We start from the raw sequence: 22,138 nt of genomic DNA, 5'->3' as shown, positions 1-22,138 counted from the left end.
CGGGAGCGCCCGCATCATCCCCCCGTCGTACGGGCGAACGACGAAAGTTGACAACTCCTGCCGGGACGGCGGCCGTTCGAGGCTCCGGTGCCGTCGCCTTCAGTCGTTCCTGACCGCGACTTCCGGTAACTGCGCCGGGCCGGCCGCCACGGCGACGATGAACGGGTCGCGCTGGAGGTCCGGCGGACGGTACCGGCCGAGCCGTACGAGAAGAAGACAACGGGAGACGTCACATGAACAGCACACACGTACAGGCACACGAGCGGTTCACCATCCGGCAGAAGATGACCCTCAGGGCCAAGGAGTACGTGGTGACCGCGGTCGGGCCGGACGGCTCCGAGGGCGAGGTCGTCGCCTTCGCCCACCAGAAGCGGATGACGCTCGGCGAACAGATGACCTTCTACACCGACGAGTCCAGGAAGCACGTCCTGTGCACCTTCGAGGCCCGCGAGCTCCTCGACCCCGAAGCCGGGTACGACGTACGGGACGCGGTGGGCCAGCCGATCGGCTCCTTCGGCAACGAGGCCATCGCCTCCCTCCTCCGCTCCACCTGGACCCTGCGACAGCCGGGCACGATCAATCTCACCGGGCGGGAGCGCAACCGGGTGGTGGCCGGGGTGCGCCGGATCTGGGAGTGGCTGCCGTTCACGGATTTCGTGCCCTTCCTCTGGCCGTACCACTTCGACTTCACCGAGGGCGACAAGCGGCTGATGGCGGTCGACAAGAAGTTCGGACTGCGGGACCGGTACGTCCTCGACATCCTCGCCCCGGACCTCGACCGCCGCCTCGCCATCGCGCAGGCGGTAGCGCTGGACGCACTGGAGGAGCGCTGACGGCTCCCGCCGCACGGCCCGTCGAGCACGTCAAGAAGGCCGGGGCCCCTGCCAAGACGTGCGGCGGCGCCACGGCCTGTCGTACCGGCCGCCGCAGGTGCGGCACGAGGCGGTACAGAGCGCGGCGGCCGGGGTCACACGGTCCGCGGGCCCGGCCGGACAGGGATGACCCGAGATCGTCACCGACAGTATCGTCCGGCCGGTCGGCGATGTCCCCGGCCCGCCTGCCGGCGAGCCCTTGGCGTCAGTCGCCCGGTCGCGGGATCAGGCCGCCCTCGTGGGCGGCGATGGCCGCCTCCACCCGGTTACGGACGCCCAACTTGCCGAGCACGACGCTGACATGCGCTTTCACCGTGCCCTCGACCAGGTGCAGTCGCTGTGCGATCTCCGCGTTGGACAGCCCCGCGCCGACTCCGGCGAGTACGTCGCGCTCCCGCGCCGTCAGCCGGCTCAGCGGACGGTGCGGGTGCGCCGAGCGGTGCGCACGCATTCCGGCGATGACCCGGGCGGCGACCCGAGGAGACAGATAGGCCCCGCCGGCCCCGACCGCCCTGACGCCGTTGAGGAGCTCCCGCGGGTCGTCCGCCTTCAACAGAAAGCCGTCGGCGCCGTCTTCGAGCGCCCGGGCGATGTACTCGTCCTGCCCGAAGGTCGTCAGCATGACCACACCGACCGCGGGCAGTTCCCGGCGGAACCGTGCCACCGCCGTCAACCCGTCGAGACCGGGCATCCGAATGTCCAGCAGGACCACGTCCGGCCGGTGACGGCGGGTCGACTCGATGGCCTCGTGCCCGTCTCCCGCCTCGGCGACCACCTCGATGTGCGGATCCCGCGCCAGGATGGCCCGCACGCCCGCCCGCACCATCGTCTCGTCGTCCGCCACGAGGACCCGGACCGGTCGATCGCGCGGTGTCGTCCCTTCCACGCGACGAGCCTACGGGCGGCTCGCCGGCGGGTGGGCCGGTGAGCCCGGAGATCCCTCCCGGGTGGCGGCACCCCCTGACGAAAGGCAGGGCGCCGCTTCCCTTCGACCGGTGGGAGCCGCCCCCGCCCGCCCCTAGCGTCGTCGCCGTACGAAGGCTCCGCGCCGAGCCGCGACCGACCACGGAGGAACCGCGTGATCACTGTCGGAGGACTCTCCAAACGCTACGGCGACATCGTCGCCGTGGACGATCTGACCTTCACCGTCCAGGCAGGCCGTGTGACCGGCTTCCTCGGCCCCAACGGATCCGGCAAGTCCACCACAATGCGCATGATCCTGGGTCTGGACCACCCCACCCGTGGGCAGGCCCTGATCGCCGGCCGGCCCTACGCGGATCTGCGCCGGCCGCTGCGGGCGGTCGGCGCGATGCTGGACGCCCGGGCGGTGCACCCGGCGCGGTCCGGCCGTGCGCACCTGATCGCGCAGGCCCGGACCAACGGAATCCCCCTGGGCCGCGTCGACGAGGTGCTCGCGACCGTGGGCCTCGGACAGGCGGCCCGTCGGCCCGCCGGGACGTACTCCCTGGGCATGAGCGGGCGGCTCGGAGTCGCCGGGGCGCTGCTCGGCGACCCGCCCGTGCTGATTCTGGACGAGCCCGTCAACGGACTCGACCCGGAAGGCGTGCGGTGGATCCGCCGACTCGTGCGCGACCTGGCGGCCGAGGGACGCACCGTGTTCCTCTCCAGCCACCTGATGAGCGAGATGCAGCTGACCGCCGACCACCTCGTCGTCATCGGGCGGGGGCGGCTGCTCAGCGATACCTCGATGAGGGACTTCCTGGCCGCGGCCTCGACCGCGTCCGCGCGCGCCTCGGTACCCGACCCACGGCAGCGGGCCGCGCTGGTCCGCCGGCTGACGGCTCTCGACGGCGTGGGCGTCGGGACATCGGCGGACGGCGGACTCACCGTGGAGGGCCGGACCGCCGCCCAGGTGGGCGACCTCGCTCATGACCTCGGGGTACGGCTGCACGGCCTCGGCGACGTCCGGGTGTCGCTGGAGCAGGCGTACATGGATCTGACCGCCCGGAGCGTCGAGTACGCGACCGACGGCACCACGGAAAGGGACGCGACATGACCGCGACGACGCACGAGGGGCGTGCCGTGCCGCCGCCGCCCGCGCCCGGACGGACGGCCCGGTGCACATCAGGCGGTTTCGCCGGGGCGGTCGCCTCCGAGTGGGGCAAACTGTGGTCCGTGCGAGCCGCCTGTCTCTGCCTTCTGGCGGGCCTCGCGGCCACGGGGTTCTTCACCTTCTACTACGCCTCGATCGCCCGCATCAACGGCCATCCGGTCCAGCCCGTCGGGAACGCCGCGGCCGCCTCCGTCGTCCTGTCCCAGTTCGCCGTCGTCGTCCTGGCCACGGTGGCCGTGACCTCCGAGTACGCGACGGGGAGCGTACGGGCCACCCTGCTGTGGGTGCCGCGGCGCCATCAGGTCCTGGGGGCGAAGGCCGTGGTGACGGCAGGCGTCGCGTTCCTCGGCGGCGCGGGGTTCGCCGCCGTGGGCACGGCCACGGCCTGGGGGGCCTTCGGCGGGCGGGCGTCGTTCGACGCCGCTGAAACGCTCGGACAGCTCCTCGCCATCGGTGTCTACCAGGCGCTCGTCGCCGTGCTCACCGTCGGCACGGCCTTCGCCGCCCGTCACCCGGCGGGCACCCTGTCCTTCGCCGTCATGCTCCTGTGGGGGCTGCCGACCGTGCTCCTGGGGCTCGGCGTCAACGGGGTCAACCACGCTCTGCCGCACGGGGCGGGCGACCACCTCATGCGCCTGGGGGACGACGCACCGTACACGTCGGCGACAGCGGCCCTGATCGTGGTCGCCTGGGCGGCGGCCGCCCAGGCGACCGGCCTGTACGTGCTGCGCCGCAGGGACGCCCTGTGAGGTGACCGCCCGGCCCGCCCGGAAGGCCGACGCGCCTCCCCGTATCGTCGGCCGCCTGGCAGCCTGGACGCCCGGGTGCGCGCCGGCAGGGCCCGCCCCGGGGCACGTGAGGCCACCCGACACGCCACCGATGGCCCGCCGACCGGAAGGACGCCTCCCCCACCATGCCGCGCCAGCTCGTCCCGCCGCCCCGACATGTGCTCGCCGACGCCGCCCTGTGGGCCGTGCTCGCCGCCGCCACCGGGTACGGCTTCCGGGACGCGGGCGCGGCATCGCCCGTCGTCGGCCTGCTGCTCCCGCTGACTGTCCTGGCGGTGGCCGTGCCGCTGTCCCGAAGCCGGCCGGGGACCGCGGTGTTCGTCGTCAACGGGCTGTGCGTACTGGGCCTGGCCGACCCCGTCACCCCGGGCAACGCCCACGTCCTCTCGCTCGCCGCGCTGAGCTGTCTGCTGGGCGCCCGCGTCGCCACGGCCCGGGGTCCTCTTCTGGTACTCGCCGCCTGCCTCGCCGTCGACGTCGCGGCGTGCGCCGTGCTGGGCGCGCCCGCCGTGTGGTGGTTCTACGCGCTGACCGTGCTGCCCGCCGCACTCCTGCTGCCCTGGCTCGCCGGACGGCATGTGCGCGGCCGACGCGAACTCGTGCGGGAGGGCTGGCGGCAGGCCCGGAGCCTGGAGGACCGGCAGCACCTGATCGCGGAGCGGGCCCGGCTGACCGAACGCGCCGGCATCGCCTCCGACATGCACGACTTCCTCGGCCACGCCCTGAGCCTGGTCGCCCTGCGCGCCGGCGCCCTGGAGCTCTCCCCCGATCTCACCGACCGCGACCGCGCGGACCTCGCCGAGCTGCGCGGAACCGTCACCGACGCCGTCGAGCAGTTGCGCGAGGCCGTCGCCGTCCTGCACGAGCCACGGGAGCGGGGCGCGGACCCGGTGGGCCTGCCCGTCACGGACGGCGTCGAAGACCTGCTCGGACGGGCGGTCGCCTCCGGCGTCGCGGTGCGCTGGGAACGGCACGGTACGGTCCCCGCGCTGTCGCCCCTGGTCGAACGCGGTATGTACCGGGTGGTGCAGGAGGGCCTCACCAACGCGGTGAAGCACGCGCCGGGCGGCGCGGTCCGGGTCAGCGTCAGCCATGAGGCGGACCGCACCCGGGTGACCGTGGTCAACGAGGCCCCGCCGGGGCCCTCACCGGCGGGCGGCCGGCCGGACAGGCCGGCGGCGGACGGCCGCGCCGGCGGTCCCGGTCAGGCCGAGGACCACCGGGAACCCGGCCCCGCGCGCCGGGGACTGACGGGCCTTCGGGAGCGGGTGAGCGTACTGGGAGGCTCGCTGTGGGCAGGTCCGCACCAGGGCGGGTTCCATGTCGCCGCCGTCCTCCCGCACCAGCCCCCCGACCGCCGCGCGGACCGGGCATCCGACCCGGCCCCCGACCCGGCCTCCGGCTCGGATCGGGACGCGGACGCCGGTGTCCCCCGGGAGTCCGCCGAGCGGCTCGCCGAGGTACGAGCCGCCGCGCGCCGCCGCGCCGTGCTCGCCTTCGCGGCACCGGCCGTCGCGGCGGTGTTCTTCGTACCGGCCGCCGTCTTCCTCGCCTGGCAGCTGACGACCGGCGTCCTCCCGCCGTCCGGGTTCGACCGGCTGGAGGCGGGGCGCTCCCGTGCCGAACTCGCCCATCTGCTCCCGGCCCGGGCATTCCCGTACCCGCCCGACCACATCCGTTCCGCCGCCCGGCCGCCGGACGCGGACTGCGCGTTCTACCGCTCCGGCCGCGATCTGCTGAACGAGGTCGACCTCTACCGGCTCTGCTGGCGCGACGACGTTCTGGTGGCCAAGGACACCATGGACGCGAACCGACGCTGACCGGCCGCCCGTCAGCCGCTCGCCCGACGGAACGGGCCGCCGCGGACGGTACGGGCGCCCCGGCAAGCGGGGCGTCCCGGCAGTCAGACCCGCCACCCTGCCGAAGACCCGCGCGGTGTCACGCGGAGCCGTGCGACCTCTCGTGGCGGAAGTCGCGGGGCGAGAGACCGTACGCGCTGTGGAATGCGCGCGTGAAGGTGGTGTGACTGGGGAATCCCCATCGCGCGGCGACGTCGTGAATGGTGGTGCCGCTCTGCGCCGGATCGGCGAGGTCTTTCCGGGCGCCTCGCAGTCGCAGGCCACGGATCATGGCCGCGACCGTGGTGTCCTGGTCCCGGAAGAGCTGGTGCAGGTAACTGGTCGAGATGTGATGGGCCACGGCGACCGCGCGCGGGGTCAGGTCCGGGTCGTGCACATGACGGCGGATGAACGCCTGGATTTCCATCGTCAGGGCCCGTCGGCGCGTCTCAGGGCCGAGTTCGTCGTCGGTGGCGAGATGGTGGGTGAACAGCGCCGAGAGCAGATCGACCACGATCGCGGCCAGTCGTTGCCCGTCCGTCGGCCGGTAGACGGCGGTGTCCCGGGCGATCTGGGTCAGGAAGGCCACGAGCAGGCCCCCGAATCCTTCTCGCCCGGACAGCCGGTATCGGCTCAGCTTTTCCAGCCCGTTCCCGGACAGCGGCAGCAGGGCTTTCGGTACGTCGAGCCCGATGCCGGTCTGAGGGGCGAGCGTCCGGACCTCGATGGTGCGCGAACTGTCCACGACACACAGGGCATCGGGGCCGTACGCCATCTCATGGCCGTTCCGGGTGACGTACAGCGTGCCTCGCAGAGGAATGGAGATATTGACCTGCTCCGGGTCGGACTGCCGGATCAGCCGTGGAGTCCGCCGGAAGGAAACCGGCTGGAAGCGGGTGGGCCACACCGAGATCCCGTCGAGCTCCAGCAGCCGCTGCGACGCGCTGAATTCCTTCCGGTACTCGCTGTCCAGCTCCAGAGGCGCGGTGCACTGCCGCATCAGCTCACGCCAGCGGTCGAACCGGTCCGCCGCCGGAACGTCCTCGCTCCTGAACACCGTCTCGATCATCGGCACCGTTCCCGTCGCCCGTCCCCGGCGGCCGTGCGGGTGACCGAACGGCACGACCGCGCCGATGGGACACTATGCCAACGCCGAAGTGGAAGTAAACGAGGCGAAGTCCACCGCGCGGACAGGACCCGGGCCTCGGGCGGTGCACTGCCTGACAGTGTCAGATCTTCCTCGCAGTAGCCAACTTCTCCGTGCGTCGCCGGAGTTGACGTCGTACGGTCGCCACATGCCCGTAGACGAACCCATGCCGGCCCCGACCACCCTGCGCCAACGCCGCCGGGCCGCCGCGACCCAGGAGATCCTGGACACCGCCGAGTCCCACATCGCCGAACACGGAGCGGTGGCCCTGTCCCTGCGCGCGGTCGCACGCAGCCTCGGAATGACCGTGCAGGCGCTCTACCACTACTTCCCCAGCCGGGACGCCCTCGTCACCGCGCTCGTCGAAAAGGCGCACAGCGACCTGGCCGACGCCGTACAGACCGCCGTCGACACCACGACGGAGGTCGGGGCCGTGCCACGGCTGGTGGCCGCGGCCGAGGGATACCGCCGATGGGCCGTCACCCGTCCCGAGCACTTCAAGCTCATCTACGGAACGCCGCTGCGGTCCTACGCGGCCCCCGCCGGGGGCCCGTCCACCCAGGCGGTCCTCCGGATGAGCGCGGTCTTCGAGCGCGAACTGTTCGCCGGGTACACCAGGGCGCAACTCGCCGCGGCGGACACCCCCGCGCTCTCACCACCGCTCCTGGCCTATCTGGAGCAGCTGTCACCGCAGGGCCAGGAGAGCCTGCCGCCCGCCGCGACCTCTCTCCTGCTGAGCGCGTGGGGGCACCTGCACGGCCTCGTCGTCCTGGAGGTCTTCGGGCACACCTCGTTCCTCGGCGACCATCAGGCCGAGATCTTCCGCATGGCGATGCGGAACATGGCCGAGGAGATCCACGGCCGGATACCCCACGCGTGAGCAACTCGCCACGGCCCGACGGAGAGCCGGCAACCACTCGTCATTCAGACGGTGAGGACGAGCTTGCCCTGGAGGTGACCGGCGTCGAGCAGCCGGTGCGCGTCCGCGACGCGCTCGAACGGGAACGTCTCCTGCACGTGGACCCGGAGCCTGCCCTGTTCGACGAGTCCGACAAGACCTCGCAGGGCGACCGGATCGGGGTCGACCGCGATACCGCTGAAGCGCATGCCGGCCGCCTCGTACGCGGCGACGAGTCCGGCATCCTCCTCCGCGACCGCCGTCACCAGGTGACCGCCCGGGCGGAGCACGTCGAGCGACCGCTCGACGGTGTCGCCGCCGATCGTGTCGAGCACGACGTCGATGTCACGGACCGCCTCGGTGAAGTCGACCGCCGTGTAGTCGATCACCTCGTCGGCGCCGAACCCCTCGACGAACTTCCGCTTGCTCCCGCTCGCGGTCGCGATCACATACGCGCCGAGCGCCTTCGCGATCTGGATCGCGACATGGCCGACCCCGCCACCACCGCCGTGGACCAGGACGCGGTCGCCCTCGGTCACGCCGCCGAGGTCCACGAGGCCCTGCCACGCCGTCAGCCCGACGACCGGCAGCGCCGCCGCCTCGACGTGCGAGAGCGACGCCGGCTTGCGTACCAGGTGCAACGCCGGCGCCGACACGACCTCGGCGTACGCCCTCGCCGCCCGCGGGAACAGCGGCATCCCGAACACCTCGTCGCCGGGCCTGAACCGCCATGTGGACGCCTCCTCGACCACGCCGCTGATGTCCCAGCCGAGGATGAACGGCGGTCGGCCGAGCAGCGGGAACTCCCCGGCGCGCAGGCGCGCTTCCAGCGGGTTCAGCCCGATCGCCTTGACGCGGACGAGAACCTCGGTCGGGAAGGGCTGAGGCGCGGGCGCGTCCACGATGGTGAGCACCTCGGGACCGCCGAGCGACTGCTGGGTGATGGCTCGCATGACTCTCCTGGCTTTGGAAGGGGGAGAGAACCCAGGCTAGGTTTCCGATAGGAACCAGCAGGTACCTTTGGCGCCATGAGCGGTTTCGGTCCCGGCGGCCCCTTCCTCGCCGACTGCCCGGGGCGTCTGACGATCGAGCTGATCGCCGACAAGTGGACGGCGGTCGTGCTCTACGGCCTCAGCAGGGGCCCGGTGCGCCATGGCGAGCTGATCGAACTGATCGGCGGCATCTCCCGCAAGGTGCTCACGCAGACGCTCCGACGACTCGAAGCACACGGCCTCATCCGCCGCCACGCGTACGCCGAGGTGCCGCCCCGTGTCGAGTACGAACTCACCCCGCTCGGGGCGACGCTGATGGATCCGATCCACATGCTGACCGAATGGGCGAGGGCGAACGGCGACGCGGTGCTCGACGCGCTCGACGCCGCCCCCGAGCCGGTCACCCCGAGCAACTGACGCCCCCTGCCAGGGCATTGAGTATCCTCTGGGCCGCTACCCGGTATCGGCCACGCCCAGGTCATGACTGCCGAGGCCGATGGCGACCGAACGGGGGCGTGGTTCGTGGCGCATCCGGTGGAAGTCCCACAACCGCTCGGCGTCCGCCCGTGCCTGTGCCGAGATCTATGCATGCTCCCTTCGTATTCCTTTCGTACCGGGCTGTGCCAGGAATCGTGAAGTTGTACGCCGCCACGCGCCATGGCTACCGGGTGGCGCCGTCGGGCCAGAGGACGGTGACCGGTACGCCGACGCGCTCGGCGTAGGCCACGACATCGGCGGTGCCGCCGTAGCCGCGCGCGGGCAGCCCGTCCCACACGGCGAGTACGAGGTCGGAGCGACCGACCAGGACCTCGCTCCCGGCCTGGTGGGCCTCCGAGGTGGACTCCCTGAGCCCCGTGTGATGCGTCTCGGCGGCCTGGGACAGAAGCGAGTCGTAGTCGTGGTGGTGCCAGTCGGGAAGTCCGTCGCGGTATTCGGCAGCGGGAACGACGACTTCGAGGCACCCGCCCACGGAAAGGACGGCCTGGGCCCACCAAGTGTCGGGCCCGTCCGCGATACAACTGACGCCGACAAGGTCTGATGCGTCGAAGGAGGCAGCCCGCTGGGCGAGCAGCGCCTTGACCTGGAGCTCAACGGCAGGCGGCAGACCACGGTGCCCGGTGATACCGACGCGCATGGCGGGTCCTTTCTACAGGTATGCGGTATGGAGCTTTTCGTCGAATTCGCGCACCGTAGTCGGTGGTGAAGGAGATAGATAAGAGCGGCGCAGACCGCGCGCTCTCTCGACGATCCGTCCGGAGCGCAAGCGTAGTCCCTCGGCAAGCGCGCGGTTGGCGAGTCCAAAAGCTGCGTCGATATCGCCGTCTGCAAGACGACGCGTAGCGATGTCCAGAGTCAGCATGGCCCGTTGTTTGTCGTGTCCGCCTGTGAGAGCGGTGGCCATCGTTTCGTCACCCGTGCGCATACGGTGCGCGGGGGCGAGCCGTGCCGCGCAGGAGATTCGACAGGCCGCGATCTTCCGCTCGTCGAAGGCAAAGATCCAAGGCCAGGCAACTGGTTCGGAGCCGGAGATTCGTCCAGCACGTTGCTCGCACGTGACAAGCGCCTTGTCACAGGCCCGACGGTCGCCGCTTGTGGCGTGGGCGACTGCCTCGATCGACGAAAGCCATGCAGCGGCGAGCGCCGGTACATCGGGCCCGAGTTGGCGGCGGGCGTGTTCGACGAGGCGCAGTGCTTCATGCGGGTTGCCGGTATCGGCCTCGAAGGATGCGAGTGAGCCGGTCTGGTAGGCACTCAGCAGAGCATTACCGGTCCCCCGGGCGGCGCCTATTGCGGATCCGTACCACCGCCGAGCGGAGCCGTGATCAGCCATGTCCCAGGCCAGCCAGGCAGCGAAAGAGGCCGCTTCGGAACCGACGGAGGCCATCTGTGAACGGTGTGACGCATTGGGAGCCAGATCTGCGATGGCCTGGATCAGCCTCAGGTGTCCGTGCACGGCTTCGGAGAGGCTTCGCGACGTAACGGTCGCGTCGAGTCGGCGGTATGACGCCGTGGCTGTACGCAGCGATGCGGCCTGAGAGTTGTCCCACTCAGCCGGTACGGACACGGATCCGGTGACGATGAGGGGCTTGGCTGTAGCTGCGGCGGCGGCAGCCAGGAATTCGCGACGCTCCACAGGCAGGTGTCCATTCGTATCCTGGTTGGCGAGCCCGACCAGTTCGAACGGTAGTCCAAGAGCGCCGGCGGCGCTCGCCAGGGTGGTCATGTTGTAGCTGCCGGTTCCGTGATTCTCCAGACGGGACACCGCCGCCTGCGATAACTCGCAGGCGTTCGCGAGCTCCCCTTGCGTCAGGCCCACCATTCGTCGCGCGCGGTGAATGACACGGCCGTAATCGCCCACGCGAGAAGCGTCTCTGATGTCGCCGAATGCGTACCAGTCAATCTTCTGTGTATCCACGATTGCCAGCATCTCATCACTCAGCGACCTGTTGATATGCAGTCGCCGGATATCCGTATACGCCCAGTGAATGCCGCATGGCTAGGTGGGCAGTTGGTCCGGTTTGCTTACAGCTCATCGGCGCCTCGGGGCTGCCGGAGCCTCATCCGGCTCGCAGTTGCGCTGAACGCTGCCCCCCGACGATGTCGAGTCCATGTCAAGCCCATGCGCTTATCGGCATGCAACCGAGGGGACTTACGCAATGGCCCTGCTTCCGAAGCGGTACGAATACGCATACCGTCGCCCATCTGCGGGGCCGCCGCCGCAGCTCATGCTGGTCAGCGCCCCGGAATCGGTCCGGGCGGCCCGTGCGTATGTCCGTGAGTTCGCCGCGTACCACCTGCCGGGCGTCAGCGGAGCGTACGTGCACGATCTCCAGCTCGTGGTCTCGGAGTTGGTGACGAACGCGGTGCGATACGGCACCGAGCCCGGGGACTCCGTACTGGTCCTGCTCGCGGTCACCGACACCTGCGTACGGATCGAGGTACGGGACCCGGTGCGGCGGCGGCCTCGGTGCCGGGCCGTGTCCCAGGAACGCGACCGGGGGCGCGGGCTGTTCATCGTGCAGGCACTGGCGGAGTGCTGGGGCGTGACCGAGCGCCCCTTCGGGAAAGCCGTCTGGGCCCAGGTTGCCCGGTGAACGGGACGCCTGGCGGTCAAACCTCTTCGCCCGGGGCGCGGTTCGTCGCAGACCCGGGCGTCATCGCCACCTGCATACGGCTGCGTGCCGTCGCCGGAAGCGCGCTCGCGGGCGCCACCGGCATACGAGGCGCGTAGTGGGGCGTGGACACCGCCGTCCCCCGCTGGTCCTCGTCCTCGCCTCGGCGGCGCTGGTCGTGTTCGTCGTGAGCCTCCTCAGCGACCACCTCGACCGATAGCCCGGCCTGCTCAGGCCACTCGGCCCTCGTCGCCCTGACGCCGTCCGCCCATGCCTTTGCACGCGCGGCAGAGACCACGGGCGAGCCGTAGCGCGCCCCTTCAGACTCCCGCTCCGGCCGGCACTCCCGGCGAAGGAACAACCGGCCGGAACGGGACACGGGCCCGGCCAACACGATCCGGGCCCCGCAACTGCACCCAACGGCACAGGAGGCCACCATGCGACACCCCACCGACCCCGTCAACCACGGTGGAGAGGACGACAACGGCAGCGGCGACGACGGAGACGGCACCCCCTCCGGAGGCTGCGGCGACGGCGACGGCTGCGGACGCCGATAGCACCCACACCAGCAACACCACGCGGCCCCGCCCGAACTCCCCGGGCGGGGCCGCCTCCAAGGAGACCCCAAGAGCCCCAGCAGACCCAGGAGCCCACGTGTCACCCCACCACCACGCCTACCTCTGGCATGGCCACGGCACCCTCCTCGTCACCCCCGGCGACGCCCACCGCCGACCCGGCCACCCCGAATTCCCCACCACCCCCCTCATGCCCCTCGAACCCGCCCACTGGCTCCTCAAAACACCCACCCACATCCAAGCCACCTTCAGCCAAGCCCAAACCGAGGACGCCGCCCGCTGGTACGCCCATCAGCTCCAGCAGCACGCCGACATCCTCACCGGGACCTACGCGCCCACCGCCGACCTCACCCGACGGCTGACCGCCCGCGCCGACATCACCGGCGGCTGGTGGACCACCGGTGGGCGCTTCCTCTCCCTCAACCTCATCGCCTGCGACCCCCACCCCCAACGCCCGCACCACGACTGCCCCGCCCCTCAGCGCTGATACGGGTCCCTACGTGCGGGATCTGTTCGAGCGCCCGGGCCAGGGAGCGGAAGGTGTCCGCCGGCAGCAGTGCGTCGCAGTACGGGAGCGCCGCGGCCATCGTCGATACGCGCGGCTCGAAACCCGGGGCCGAGGCGCGCGGGTTCAGCCACACCACCCGGTGGGCGCGGCGGCGCAACCGGGCCATGGCCGCGGCCAGTTCGTCCGCGGAGTCGCCGTCCCAGCCGTCCGAGCCGATGATCACGATCGCCCCGCGCAGCGCGCCGCCGTGGTGCGAGGCGAGCAGTGTGCGCAGGCAGCTCGCGATCCTGGTGCCGCCGAACCGGTCCGTGACCTGCGCCGTCGCCCCCTCGATGGCAAGCTCGGCGGACCGGTGGCGCAGCACCGCGGTCAGCCGGGTCAGTGAGGTGGCGAAAGCGAAGGCCTCCGCGTCGGCCGTGAGTGCCAGCGCCCGCATGAGGTGGAGGTACGCGACGGCCTGGGCCTGCATGGACCGGCTGACGTCGCACACCATGACGACCCGGCGCGGCGCGGCGACCGGTGCCACCCGCACCAGTTCCATCGGCTCCCAGCCGGTACGGCGCGACCGGGCGAGCGTGCGCCGCGGCGCGATCCGGCCCCGCCGCCCCCGGCCCGGCGCGACGCGCCGCGACCGCCGGGTGGGCCACTCCCGTACGGCCGCCTCCAGCCACCGTCCGAGCAGCGCGCTCTCCTCGGGGCCCAGCGCTTCGAACGGTACGTCCGCGAGCCCGTCCAGCGCGCTCGGCAGGCGCTGCGGGGCGGTCAACTCACGTTCCTCGCCCTCGACATGCTCGGTCTGCGCCACCACCTGGGGCCGCGTCGCCCAGGGCAGCCCGCCGTCGCCCTCCGGCACCCCGTCCCGCCGCACGGACGGTGCCGAGGCGGGGCGTTCCGCCGCACCGGAGGGCCCGGCGGGGCCGCGCCGGCGCGCGTGGGGGTCCACACCGAGGACGGTGTCGCCGAACACGGCGTCGAAGACCGCGTCGAACACGGCCAGGTCGGAGTGGCGCCGTACGAGAGTGACCCGGGCGGTCCAGTACAGCGGCGTCCTGGTACGCGGCCGGGTGCCGTCCAGCGCGCGGACGAAGTCCTCGACCGCCGTGAACCCGACCGTCAGCCCGCGCGCACGCAGCCGCTCGGCGAACGCCACGGCGAAGGCGGCCCGGTCCGTGCCGCGCAGCAGCAGGGGCGGGGCGGGCGCCGCGTCAGCGGACAAGGAGGTAGACCACGACCGCTATCACGACGACGGCCCCGGCCACGACGGGGAGGAACCGCTTGTAGACCGACGCCCCGGCGATCCCCATCAGATCGAGCGGTGCGACGTCGTCGTCCTTCTCCTCCGGAGCCGGAGCCGGAGTCGGAGCCGGAACGTGAGTCCGCGCCGGAGAAGAGACCGGTGTCTCCCGTACCGCGGCGGGGGCCGATGCCGCCAAGGGCTCGGGCTCGGGTGCCGGAGCCGGAATCGGAGTCGGCTCCGGTGCGGGTGTCGCCGCTGGCTCCGGCGCTTGCGCGTGCAGCTGCGCCTCCAGGTTCTGTACGAACTGGCTCAGCAGCTTCACCGACACCTCCTTGATCATTCCGCTGCCGAACTGGGCGATCTTCCCGGTGATGTTGAGGTCCGTCACGACCGTGACGACCGTCGTGTCCCCCTCCGCCCGCAGCGTCGCGTTGATCAGCGCCGACGCGTTGCCCGCGCCCCGGGAGTCCTTCCCCTTCGCGCGGATCACGGCCCGGCGGGCGGCCGCGTCCTTCTCGACGATCTCCGCCGTACCCGCGTACTGGCTGATCACCGGACCGACCTTGATCTTGATCTTTCCGGTGTAGACGTCCCCGTCCACGCCCGTGAGCTGCGCGCCCGGCATGCAGGGCGCGATGCCCTCCAGGTCGGTGAGCACCTCCCAGGCACGGTCGACGGGCACCCCGACGGTGAACTCGTTGTCGATCTTCATGGGTTCCTCCGTTGGCTACGCCGACGCGGGCTCGGGAAAGCCCAGGCCGTCCAGCGCTTCGGTGATCGTGGTGTGGTCGTCCGGGCTCTTGGCGATCGTGCTGAGCGTGCGGACGATGTCCGCGCGCACCAGCTCCGAGGCCCGCAGCGCCGACAGCGCCGAGACCCAGTCGATCGTCTCCGCCATGCCCGGCGCCTTGTCGAGGTCGAGCCGTCTGACCCGGCCGATGAACTCCGCCGCCGAGGCGATCAGCGGTTCGTTCGCGGCGGGTACGGTACGGCGCAGGATCTCCGCGGCGCGCTCGGGCGCCGGGAAGTCGATCCAGTGGTAGAGGCAGCGGCGGCGCAGCGCGTCGTGCAGCTCGCGGCTGCGGTTGGACGTCAGGATCACCACCGGGCGCCGGGCGGCCGTGAACGTGCCCAGCTCCGGGACGGTGAGTGACGCCTCGCCGAGGAACTCGAAGAGCAGCGCCTCGAACTCGTCGTCCGCGCGGTCGATCTCGTCGATCAGCAGCACCGGCGGTACGGGTCCTTCGTGCCGTATCGCCCGCAGGATCGGCCGGTCCTGGAGGAACTCCTGGGTGAAGAGGTCGGCGTCGCTCAGCGGCTCGTCGCGTGCTTCCGCGAGCCGTACGGCCAGGAGCTGGCGCTGGTAGTTCCACTCGTACAGCGCCTCGTTGGCCGTCAGGCCCTCGTAACACTGCAGTCGCACCAGTGGTGTTCCCATCGCCCGGGCCAGCGCCTTCGCCGCCGTGGTCTTGCCCACGCCCGGCTCCCCCTCGACGAGGAGCGGACGCTCCAGGGCGAGGGCGAGGTAGAGGGCGGTCGCCGTTCCGTCGTCGACGAGGTGGCCGACCGCGTCGAGGCGGCGCCGTACGTCGTCGGCGTCCGCGAACAAGGGGACGGGGACGGGGTCGGTGTCGTTCATGTCGTGCTACCGCCGCTCCCCTCCGCCGCGTACCGGTCGCGGCACCCGGGGGCGCAGAACCAGACGTCCTTTCCGTCGACGGAGAGGTGCGGGGTGTCGGGCATGACCGTGACCGACATGCCGCAGACGGGGTCGGTCGCGGTCGGCGGGGGTGAGGGTGGGGACGGGGCCGGGGGCCGGCCCCCGGCGGCAGGGGTCCGGGCGGCCCCGCCGGGAAGGACTCCGCCCCCGGTGGCCCCGGCGCCCCCGCGTACCGCCGTGATGACCTCCGCCAGGATCGACAGCGCGACCTCCGGTGCCGTGCGCGCGCCGATGTCCAGACCCGCCGGGGTGGAGATCCGGGCCCGTTCCGCGTCGGTCAGGCGCAGTTCGTCGAGGAGGGCCCGGCCTCGCCGGGGGCTCGCGACCAGGGCGATGTAGCCGATGCCCGCGTCCAGCGCGGCGCGCAGGGACACGGTCTCGTCGCGGCCGTGGCTCGCGACGACCACCGCGTCCGCGCACCCCTCCGGCGCGCCGTCCGGCAGGGAGCGGGCCGTGGCGTAACCGAGCACGTCCGCGAGGGCGACGAGGGCGTCCGCGACCGGGGTCCTGCCGACGATCTCGACCAGCGGCGGGGGCAGTCTCGGCGCCAGGAAGATCTCCAACGCCCCGCCCGACAGGCAGGGGTTGACGACCACCTGCGCCCCCGGCGACTCGGGGAAGTCCGCCTCGCCCTCGGGCAGGACCCGCAGCAGCAACGGGCCGCCGCCGTTCAGGGCGCCCAGTGCGGCCGTACGGACGGAGCCCTCGGCGCACACCCCGCCGACGAAGCCGTCGATCGTGCCGTCGCGCGTGATGATCGCCTCGTCACCGGGGCGGGCGGAGCTGGGCACCTGGGCCCGTACCACCGTCGCGTGCACGAACGGCACGCGCCCGGCGGCGAGTTCCGCCATTCTGGCCGCCATCCGGGCCGCCCGGTCCGTCACCGGCGCTGCCGTCGTGGGCACCGGCGCTGGCTTCGTGGTCACCGGCGCTGCCGTCGTAGTCACTGACGCTGTCGTCATGGTCATCCGTACGTTCGCCACCCTCGTAACCCTCACTTCGACCGCGATCCGGCTCAGATCGGCGGCGCCGGCCGCCCCCGCATCGCCTCCCACACCCGGGAGGGCGTCAGCGGCATGTCCGCGTGCCGGATGCCGTACGGCCGCAGCGCGTCCACCACCGCGTTCACCACGGCCGGCGGGGAGCCGACCGTCGCGGACTCGCCGACGCCCTTCGCGCCGATGGGGTGGTGGGGCGAGGGCGTGACCGTGAACCCCGTTTCCCAGTCCGGGACTTCGAGCGCCGTCGGGATCAGGTAGTCCATCAGTGAGCCGCCGAGGCAGTTGCCGTCCTCGTCGAAGGAGATCATCTCCATCAGCGCCATCCCGACGCCGTCGGTGAGGCCGCCGTGCACCTGGCCCTCGATGATCATCGGGTTGATCCGGGTGCCGCAGTCGTCCACCGCGATGAAGCGGCGTACCTTGACCTGCGCCGTGCCGGGGTCGATGTCCACGACGCAGATGTACGCGCCGTGCGGGTAGGTCAGGTTCTCCGGGTTGTAGCAGATCTGCGCCTCCAGACCACCCTCGATCCCCTCCGGCAGATCGCCCGCGCCGTGCGCCGCCATCGCGATGTCCTGGATGGTCACGGACTTCGACGGGTCGCCGACGACCGTGAACGAGCCCTTGTCCCACTCCAGATCGGCGACCGACACCTCCAGCATCCCCGAGGCGATGATCCGCGCCTTGTCCCGCACCTTCCGGGCGACCAGGGCCGCCGCCGCGCCCGAGACCGGGGTCGAGCGGCTGCCGTACGTGCCGAGCCCGAAGGGTGTCTGGTCGGTGTCGCCGTGCACCACGTCGATGTCGGCGGGCAGGATGCCGATCTCCTCGGCGACGATCTGCGCGAACGTCGTCTCGTGGCCCTGGCCCTGGGTCTGCACGGAGAGCCGTACGACGGCCTTGCCGGTCGGGTGGATCCGCAGCTCGCAGCCGTCGGCCATGCCCAGGCCGAGGATGTCCATGTCCTTGCGCGGGCCCGCGCCGACGGCCTCGGTGAAGAACGAGACGCCGATGCCCATGAGTTCGCCGCGGGCCCGCTTCTCCGCCTGCTCGCGCCGCAGTTCGTCGTAGCCGGCCAGCTCCGTCGCCAGCCGCATGGTCGGCTCGTAGTTCCCGGAGTCGTACACCCAGCCGGTCTTGGTGGTGTACGGGAACTGCTCGGGCCTGATGAAGTTGCGCCGCCTCAACTCGACCGGGTCCATGTCGAGTTCGAAGGCGAGGCAGTCCACGATCCGCTCGACCAGATAGACCGCCTCGGTGATCCGGAACGAGCAGGCGTACGCCACCCCGCCCGGCGCCTTGTTGGTGTGGACGGCGGTCATCCTCGCGTACGCGGCCTCGATGTCGTAACTGCCGGTGAACACACCGAAGAACCCGGCCGGGTACTTCACCGGCGCCGCCACCCCGTTGAACGCCCCGTGGTCCGCGAGGACGTCGGTGCGGATCGCGAGGATCTTCCCGTCACGGGTCGCCGCGATCTCGCCGCGCATGATGTAGTCGCGGGCGAAGCCGGTGGAGATGAGGTTCTCGGAGCGGTCCTCCATCCACTTCACGGGCTTCCCGGTGAGCAGCGAGCCGACGATCGCGCAGACGTAACCCGGGTAGATCGGGACCTTGTTGCCGAACCCACCGCCGATGTCGGGGGCGATCACCCGGATCTTGTGCTCGGGCAGCCCGGCGACGATCGCGTACAGCGTGCGGTGGGCGTGCGGGGCCTGGGTGGTGGACCAGAGGGTGAGCCGGCCGTCGATCGCGTCGTAGTCGGCGACCGCGCCGCAGGTCTCCATCGGCGCCGGGTGGACGCGCGGGTAGACGATGTCCTGGCTGACGACGACGTCGGCGCGGTCGAAGACGGCGGCGGTCGCCGCCTCGTCGCCGGTCTCCCAGTCGAAGCAGTGGTTGTCGGTCTTGCCCTCGATGTCGTCCCGGATGACGGGCGCGCCGACCTCCAGGGCCCGGCGCACATCGACCACCGGGTCGAGCTGGTCGTACTCGACGTCGATCAACTCCAGGGCGTCGCGCGCCGCGTAGCGGTCCTCGGCGACGACGAAGGCGACCTCCTGGCCCTGGAAGCGCACCTTGTCGGTGGCGAGCACCGCCTGGACGTCGTTGGAGAGCGTGGGCATCCACGCGAGGCCCTTCTCCGCGAGCATCGCGCCGGTGACGACGAGCTTCACCTTGGGGTGCGCCTCGGCCAGCGTCGTGTCGACGGAGACGATCCGGGCGTGGGCCATCGGCGAGCGCAGCACGGCGAGATGGAGCATCCCGGGGAGCTGTACGTCGTCCACGTAACGGCCCCGGCCCCGGATGAAGCGCGGGTCCTCCTTGCGGAGCATCCGGCCGTGGCCGCAGGGTTTCCGGTCGTTGTCGGTGAACTCGGTGACGGGCGCGGGCGCCGGGACGGCCGAGTGGTCGGCGACGGTGCTCATGACTCCTCCCCGGCGGTGACGGCGCTGCGGGTCCCGGCCTCTTCGGCGGCGGCCCACTGGACGGAGCGGACGATGGAGGAGTAGCCGGTGCAGCGGCAGATCTGGCCCGAGACGGCTTCCCGTATCTCGTGCTCGGAGGGGTTCTTGTTACGGTCGAGCAGCGCCCGCGCGGTCATCAGCATGCCGGGGGTGCAGAAGCCGCACTGGAGGCCGTGGCACTCCATGAACCCCTGCTGGACGGGGTCGAGCCGGCCGCCCTGCTCCAGGTCCTCGACGGTCCGTATGTCGTGGCCGCCGGCCATCGCGGCCAGCACCGTACAGGACTTGACGGGCTCGCCGTCCATCCAGACCACGCAGGTGCCGCAGTTGCTGGTGTCGCAGCCCCAATGGGTGCCGGTGAGCGCGAGGTGGTCGCGGAGGAAGTGGACGAGCAGCAGCCGGCCCTCGATCTCACGGGTGACCTCGTCACCGTTGACGGTCATGGTGACCTGCATGGTCAGCCTCCCTGGGGGTAGTTCGGGCCGGGGGCGGGGGCAGGGGAACTCCCCGCACCCGCCCGCGCGTCCGCGATGCGCGCCACCGAGCGGCGCAGTGTGCGTACGGTCAGCTCCTTGGCGAGGTGGCGCTTGTACTCGGCGCTGCCGCGCCGGTCCGTGACCGGGTCGCAGGAGGCCGCCGCGATCTCGCCCGCCCGCGCGTACAGCGCCTCCGAGGGCTCCCTGCCGCGCAGTTCCCGGGAGATCTCCGGCAGCCCGGTCGTGTTCGGCCCGACAGCGGCGAGACCCACCCGCGCGTCCTCGATGACACCGTGCTCCGCGTCCAGCCAGACCGCCGCGCCCGCCGAGACCACCGCCCAGTCGCCCGCGCGCCGCTCGACCTTCTCGTACGCGCTCGCGCCGTGGGGCCGGAGCGGGAGGATCACCTCGATCAGCATCTCGGCGTCGCCCACCGCCGTCTCGTAGGGACCGCGGTGGAACTCCTCCATGGTGACGGTGCGCCGGCCGCCGCTGCCCTGGATCACACAGCTCGCGCCGAGCGTCGTGCACACGGCGGAGAGGTCCTCGGACGGGTCGGCCTGGCAGAGCGAACCGCCGAGCGTGCCGCGGTTGCGGACCACGGGGTCGGCGATCACGCGCTCCGCGTCGGCGAAGATCGGAAAGGTCGCGGCGAGCGCGGCGGACTCCAGCAGCTCGCGGTGGCGGGTCATGGCGCCGATGCGTATGCGGTCCGGCTCGACCCGGATGTAGCCCAACTCATCGTAGAGATCGTTGATGTCGATCAGGTACTCGAAGTTGGCGAGCCGCAGCTTCATCATCGGGAGCAGACTGTGACCGCCGGCCACCAGCCGGGCCGTGTCACCCAGCCGGTCGAGGAGCCCGATGGCGTGATCGACGCTGGTGGCGCGTTCGTACTCGAAAGGGGCGGGAACCTGCATCAGCGATCCCTCTCTTGTGGCGCCCTCGCCACAGCCGCTTGCCGGCCCCCGTCGACGCCGTCATTTGGCTGCACGAGGTGCGGAAAGTCAACAGCGAATTAAGGTGTCGCTTAGGTCCCCGGAAGAGCCTCGGGAACGAACGCGAGCGCGCCGCGCACGGCTTAAGCGAACGCTGAAGTCTCCTTTGACAGCACCGGCCCCGGGCCCCAGGCTGCGCCGAAAGCTCGGAGGGAGCACAGGTGCGGGACATCGCCGGATCCATCGCCGCATGGCAGGCCGCAGGGGTGCGCTTCGCCCTGGCCACCGTCGTAGGGACCTGGAATTCGGCGCCGCGCGGCCCCGGCGCGTCGATGGCCGTCGCGGAGGACGGCGAGGTGGTCGGCAGCGTCTCGGGCGGCTGTGTCGAGGGCGCGGTGTACGAGGTCGCGCGGGAGGTTCTGGCCACCGGCGAGGCCCAGCTCAAGACGTACGGGATCAGCGACGGCGACGCGCTGGAGGCGGGGCTGACCTGCGGCGGAATCGTGGACATCCTGGTCAGGCCGGCCGACGCCACGCACTTCCCCGGGCTGCCGGAGGTGCTGGAGCGCATCGCGGCGGGACTCCCGGTGGCGGTGGCGTCGGTACTCTCCGCCGATCCGGGCGCGTACGGGGTCCACGGGACACCGGGGACCGCTGAGGCTCCGGTGCCGGGCGGGAACCTACTCGTGCGCCCGGCGGCGGACGTCACGGAGACCCCCGCGGAGACCGCCCCGTTTCCCTCCCCGTGTCCCTCTCCGGTACGGGGCACCCTCGGCGGCGCCCGGCTGGACGCGGCGGTCACCGAGCAGGCGCGCGGCATGCTCGCGCAGGGCCACACCGGCGTCGTCCGCATCGGGCGCCACGGCGAGCAGCGCATGGACGAACTGACGGTCTTCGTCCAGTCCTTCGCGCCGCCGCCCCGGATGCTGGTGTTCGGCGCGATCGACTTCGCGGGCGCGGTCGCGCGGATGGGGAAGTTCCTCGGCTACCACGTCACGGTCTGCGACGCCCGCCCGGTCTTCGCCACCCGGCGGCGCTTCCCCGACGCGGACGAACTGGTCGTCCAGTGGCCGCACCGCTTCCTGGAGGAGCATCCGGTGGACGCGTCCACGGTGATCTGCGTACTGACGCACGACCCGAAGTTCGACGTCCCCCTGCTGGAACGCGCCCTGCGCACCCCCGCCCGCTACATCGGCGCCATGGGCAGCCGCCGCACCCACGAGGACCGCCTCGCCCGGCTGCGCGAGGCCGGCCTGAGCGAACGCGAACTGGCCCGCCTCTCCTCCCCCATAGGGCTCGACCTGGGCGCCCGTACGCCCGAGGAGACGGCGGTGGCGATCATGGCGGAGATCATCGCGCTGCGCTGGGGCGGCACGGGCGAACGGCTGACGCGTACGGAACTCCCCATCCACCACGGTCAGCCGGTGAGATAGCCGCCCGGGACATCCACGCCGGTGCCGGTCGGACCCCGCGTCCGCTCGGTCGAGGGCCCC

The 22,138-nt window shown here is 71.7% G+C and carries 21 protein-coding genes and 1 pseudogene; 9 read left to right on the top strand and 13 right to left on the bottom strand.

Annotation, left to right across the window (positions count from 1 at the left end):
• Nucleotides 1–233 precede the first annotated feature (233 nt).
• Nucleotides 234–833, top strand: coding sequence for a hypothetical protein (locus AB0P17_RS20435; RefSeq protein ID WP_365812846.1), 600 nt, complete (start codon nucleotides 234–236; stop codon nucleotides 831–833).
• A 244-nt stretch (nucleotides 834–1,077) separates the two neighbouring features.
• Here AB0P17_RS20435 and AB0P17_RS20430 read toward each other — a convergent pair whose 3' ends face one another.
• Nucleotides 1,078–1,758 (bottom strand): response regulator transcription factor, encoded by a 681-nt coding sequence (locus tag AB0P17_RS20430; protein ID WP_365812844.1) that lies wholly within the window; start codon nucleotides 1,756–1,758, stop codon nucleotides 1,078–1,080.
• 192 nt (nucleotides 1,759–1,950) lie between these two features.
• On the opposite strand from AB0P17_RS20430, the gene AB0P17_RS20425 reads away from it, so the two are divergent.
• From AB0P17_RS20425 to AB0P17_RS20415, 3 genes are all read left to right on the top strand, one after another.
• Nucleotides 1,951–2,889 (top strand): ATP-binding cassette domain-containing protein, encoded by a 939-nt coding sequence (locus AB0P17_RS20425; RefSeq protein ID WP_365812842.1) that lies wholly within the window; start codon nucleotides 1,951–1,953, stop codon nucleotides 2,887–2,889.
• The gene (locus AB0P17_RS20420; RefSeq protein WP_365812840.1) at nucleotides 2,886–3,695 is read left to right on the top strand and encodes an ABC transporter permease; all 810 of its coding nucleotides are present in this window, start codon (nucleotides 2,886–2,888) and stop codon (nucleotides 3,693–3,695) included. The genes AB0P17_RS20425 and AB0P17_RS20420 overlap by 4 nt, the downstream gene beginning before the upstream one ends.
• Nucleotides 3,696–3,859: 164 nt before the next feature.
• Nucleotides 3,860–5,554, top strand: a complete 1,695-nt coding sequence (locus AB0P17_RS20415) for a histidine kinase (protein ID WP_365812838.1) — start codon at nucleotides 3,860–3,862, stop codon at nucleotides 5,552–5,554.
• A gap of 118 nt (nucleotides 5,555–5,672) precedes the next feature.
• Here AB0P17_RS20415 and AB0P17_RS20410 read toward each other — a convergent pair whose 3' ends face one another.
• Nucleotides 5,673–6,641 carry a helix-turn-helix domain-containing protein gene (locus AB0P17_RS20410; protein WP_365812837.1) on the bottom strand — a complete coding sequence of 323 codons (969 nt, stop codon included), beginning with the start codon at nucleotides 6,639–6,641 and terminating at the stop codon, nucleotides 5,673–5,675.
• 226 nt (nucleotides 6,642–6,867) lie between these two features.
• Between AB0P17_RS20410 and AB0P17_RS20405 the strand changes: the two genes are divergently transcribed.
• Nucleotides 6,868–7,599 (top strand): TetR/AcrR family transcriptional regulator, encoded by a 732-nt coding sequence (locus AB0P17_RS20405; RefSeq protein WP_365812835.1) that lies wholly within the window; start codon nucleotides 6,868–6,870, stop codon nucleotides 7,597–7,599.
• A gap of 44 nt (nucleotides 7,600–7,643) precedes the next feature.
• Here the strand turns inward: AB0P17_RS20405 and AB0P17_RS20400 are convergent, their stop codons facing one another.
• A complete protein-coding gene (locus AB0P17_RS20400; protein ID WP_365812833.1) occupies nucleotides 7,644–8,570 on the bottom strand; it encodes an NADP-dependent oxidoreductase in 927 nt (308 codons plus the stop codon).
• A 75-nt stretch (nucleotides 8,571–8,645) separates the two neighbouring features.
• On the opposite strand from AB0P17_RS20400, the gene AB0P17_RS20395 reads away from it, so the two are divergent.
• On the top strand, nucleotides 8,646–9,026 hold the full coding sequence (locus AB0P17_RS20395) for a helix-turn-helix domain-containing protein (RefSeq protein ID WP_365812831.1): 381 nt from the start codon (nucleotides 8,646–8,648) through the stop codon (nucleotides 9,024–9,026).
• A 42-nt stretch (nucleotides 9,027–9,068) separates the two neighbouring features.
• Here the strand turns inward: AB0P17_RS20395 and AB0P17_RS20390 are convergent.
• The 3 genes and pseudogenes from AB0P17_RS20390 to AB0P17_RS20380 all read right to left on the bottom strand — a co-directional run.
• Nucleotides 9,069–9,191: pseudogene (locus AB0P17_RS20390) on the bottom strand (YdcF family protein); the annotation flags it as partial.
• Between the two features lie 79 nt (nucleotides 9,192–9,270).
• The gene (locus AB0P17_RS20385; RefSeq protein WP_365812829.1) at nucleotides 9,271–9,744 is read right to left on the bottom strand and encodes a hypothetical protein; all 474 of its coding nucleotides are present in this window, start codon (nucleotides 9,742–9,744) and stop codon (nucleotides 9,271–9,273) included.
• A gap of 12 nt (nucleotides 9,745–9,756) precedes the next feature.
• Entirely contained in the window at nucleotides 9,757–11,025 is a 1,269-nt protein-coding gene (locus tag AB0P17_RS20380) for a helix-turn-helix transcriptional regulator (RefSeq protein ID WP_365812827.1), read from the bottom strand.
• A 241-nt stretch (nucleotides 11,026–11,266) separates the two neighbouring features.
• Between AB0P17_RS20380 and AB0P17_RS20375 the strand changes: the two genes are divergently transcribed.
• Both AB0P17_RS20375 and AB0P17_RS20370 read left to right on the top strand, forming a co-directional pair.
• A complete protein-coding gene (locus AB0P17_RS20375; RefSeq protein ID WP_365812825.1) occupies nucleotides 11,267–11,704 on the top strand; it encodes an ATP-binding protein in 438 nt (145 codons plus the stop codon).
• A gap of 672 nt (nucleotides 11,705–12,376) precedes the next feature.
• Nucleotides 12,377–12,784 (top strand): hypothetical protein, encoded by a 408-nt coding sequence (locus AB0P17_RS20370; protein ID WP_365812824.1) that lies wholly within the window; start codon nucleotides 12,377–12,379, stop codon nucleotides 12,782–12,784.
• Here AB0P17_RS20370 and AB0P17_RS20365 read toward each other — a convergent pair.
• The 7 genes from AB0P17_RS20365 to AB0P17_RS20335 all read right to left on the bottom strand — a co-directional run bounded on the left by AB0P17_RS20365 (nucleotide 12,723) and on the right by AB0P17_RS20335 (nucleotide 20,627).
• Nucleotides 12,723–14,021 carry a VWA domain-containing protein gene (locus AB0P17_RS20365; RefSeq protein ID WP_365812822.1) on the bottom strand — a complete coding sequence of 433 codons (1,299 nt, stop codon included), beginning with the start codon at nucleotides 14,019–14,021 and terminating at the stop codon, nucleotides 12,723–12,725. The two genes, AB0P17_RS20370 and AB0P17_RS20365, sit on opposite strands and share 62 nt — an antisense overlap.
• Nucleotides 14,011–14,754 carry an SRPBCC family protein gene (locus tag AB0P17_RS20360; protein ID WP_365812820.1) on the bottom strand — a complete coding sequence of 248 codons (744 nt, stop codon included), beginning with the start codon at nucleotides 14,752–14,754 and terminating at the stop codon, nucleotides 14,011–14,013. The genes AB0P17_RS20365 and AB0P17_RS20360 overlap by 11 nt, the downstream gene beginning before the upstream one ends.
• 15 nt (nucleotides 14,755–14,769) lie before the next feature.
• Entirely contained in the window at nucleotides 14,770–15,681 is a 912-nt protein-coding gene (locus AB0P17_RS20355; RefSeq protein WP_365812818.1) for a MoxR family ATPase, read from the bottom strand.
• The gene (locus tag AB0P17_RS20350; protein ID WP_365812816.1) at nucleotides 15,678–16,688 is read right to left on the bottom strand and encodes an XdhC family protein; all 1,011 of its coding nucleotides are present in this window, start codon (nucleotides 16,686–16,688) and stop codon (nucleotides 15,678–15,680) included. The genes AB0P17_RS20355 and AB0P17_RS20350 overlap by 4 nt, the downstream gene beginning before the upstream one ends.
• A gap of 89 nt (nucleotides 16,689–16,777) precedes the next feature.
• Complete coding sequence (locus AB0P17_RS20345; RefSeq protein WP_365812814.1) at nucleotides 16,778–19,192, bottom strand: aerobic carbon-monoxide dehydrogenase large subunit; 2,415 nt, start codon at nucleotides 19,190–19,192, stop codon at nucleotides 16,778–16,780.
• A complete protein-coding gene (locus AB0P17_RS20340) occupies nucleotides 19,189–19,686 on the bottom strand; it encodes a (2Fe-2S)-binding protein (protein WP_365812813.1) in 498 nt (165 codons plus the stop codon). The genes AB0P17_RS20345 and AB0P17_RS20340 overlap by 4 nt, the downstream gene beginning before the upstream one ends.
• Nucleotides 19,687–19,688: 2 nt before the next feature.
• The gene (locus tag AB0P17_RS20335) at nucleotides 19,689–20,627 is read right to left on the bottom strand and encodes a xanthine dehydrogenase family protein subunit M (protein WP_365812811.1); all 939 of its coding nucleotides are present in this window, start codon (nucleotides 20,625–20,627) and stop codon (nucleotides 19,689–19,691) included.
• A 239-nt stretch (nucleotides 20,628–20,866) separates the two neighbouring features.
• On the opposite strand from AB0P17_RS20335, the gene AB0P17_RS20330 reads away from it, so the two are divergent.
• On the top strand, nucleotides 20,867–22,078 hold the full coding sequence (locus AB0P17_RS20330) for an XdhC/CoxI family protein (protein ID WP_365812810.1): 1,212 nt from the start codon (nucleotides 20,867–20,869) through the stop codon (nucleotides 22,076–22,078).
• The last annotated feature ends 60 nt before the right edge of the window (nucleotides 22,079–22,138 follow it).

The sequence above is a fragment of the Streptomyces sp. NPDC088124 genome, from assembly GCF_040685895.1.
GTDB lineage: Bacteria > Actinomycetota > Actinomycetes > Streptomycetales > Streptomycetaceae > Streptomyces.
The sequence above is the reverse complement of the archived record's forward strand: the minus strand, read 5'-3'. Positions and strand labels throughout refer to the sequence as shown.

Coding starts and splice junctions, on each gene's coding strand:
- AB0P17_RS20405 (WP_365812835.1), top strand. CDS start 6,868: ATGCCCGTAGACGAACCCATGCCGGCCCCGACCACCCTGCGCCAACGC.
- AB0P17_RS20415 (WP_365812838.1), top strand. CDS start 3,860: ATGCCGCGCCAGCTCGTCCCGCCGCCCCGACATGTGCTCGCCGACGCC.
- AB0P17_RS20355 (WP_365812818.1), bottom strand. CDS start 15,681: ATGAACGACACCGACCCCGTCCCCGTCCCCTTGTTCGCGGACGCCGAC.
- AB0P17_RS20345 (WP_365812814.1), bottom strand. CDS start 19,192: ATGAGCACCGTCGCCGACCACTCGGCCGTCCCGGCGCCCGCGCCCGTC.
- AB0P17_RS20395 (WP_365812831.1), top strand. CDS start 8,646: ATGAGCGGTTTCGGTCCCGGCGGCCCCTTCCTCGCCGACTGCCCGGGG.
- AB0P17_RS20420 (WP_365812840.1), top strand. CDS start 2,886: ATGACCGCGACGACGCACGAGGGGCGTGCCGTGCCGCCGCCGCCCGCG.
- AB0P17_RS20400 (WP_365812833.1), bottom strand. CDS start 8,570: ATGCGAGCCATCACCCAGCAGTCGCTCGGCGGTCCCGAGGTGCTCACC.
- AB0P17_RS20375 (WP_365812825.1), top strand. CDS start 11,267: ATGGCCCTGCTTCCGAAGCGGTACGAATACGCATACCGTCGCCCATCT.
- AB0P17_RS20435 (WP_365812846.1), top strand. CDS start 234: ATGAACAGCACACACGTACAGGCACACGAGCGGTTCACCATCCGGCAG.
- AB0P17_RS20410 (WP_365812837.1), bottom strand. CDS start 6,641: ATGATCGAGACGGTGTTCAGGAGCGAGGACGTTCCGGCGGCGGACCGG.
- AB0P17_RS20360 (WP_365812820.1), bottom strand. CDS start 14,754: ATGAAGATCGACAACGAGTTCACCGTCGGGGTGCCCGTCGACCGTGCC.
- AB0P17_RS20385 (WP_365812829.1), bottom strand. CDS start 9,744: ATGCGCGTCGGTATCACCGGGCACCGTGGTCTGCCGCCTGCCGTTGAG.
- AB0P17_RS20340 (WP_365812813.1), bottom strand. CDS start 19,686: ATGCAGGTCACCATGACCGTCAACGGTGACGAGGTCACCCGTGAGATC.
- AB0P17_RS20335 (WP_365812811.1), bottom strand. CDS start 20,627: ATGCAGGTTCCCGCCCCTTTCGAGTACGAACGCGCCACCAGCGTCGAT.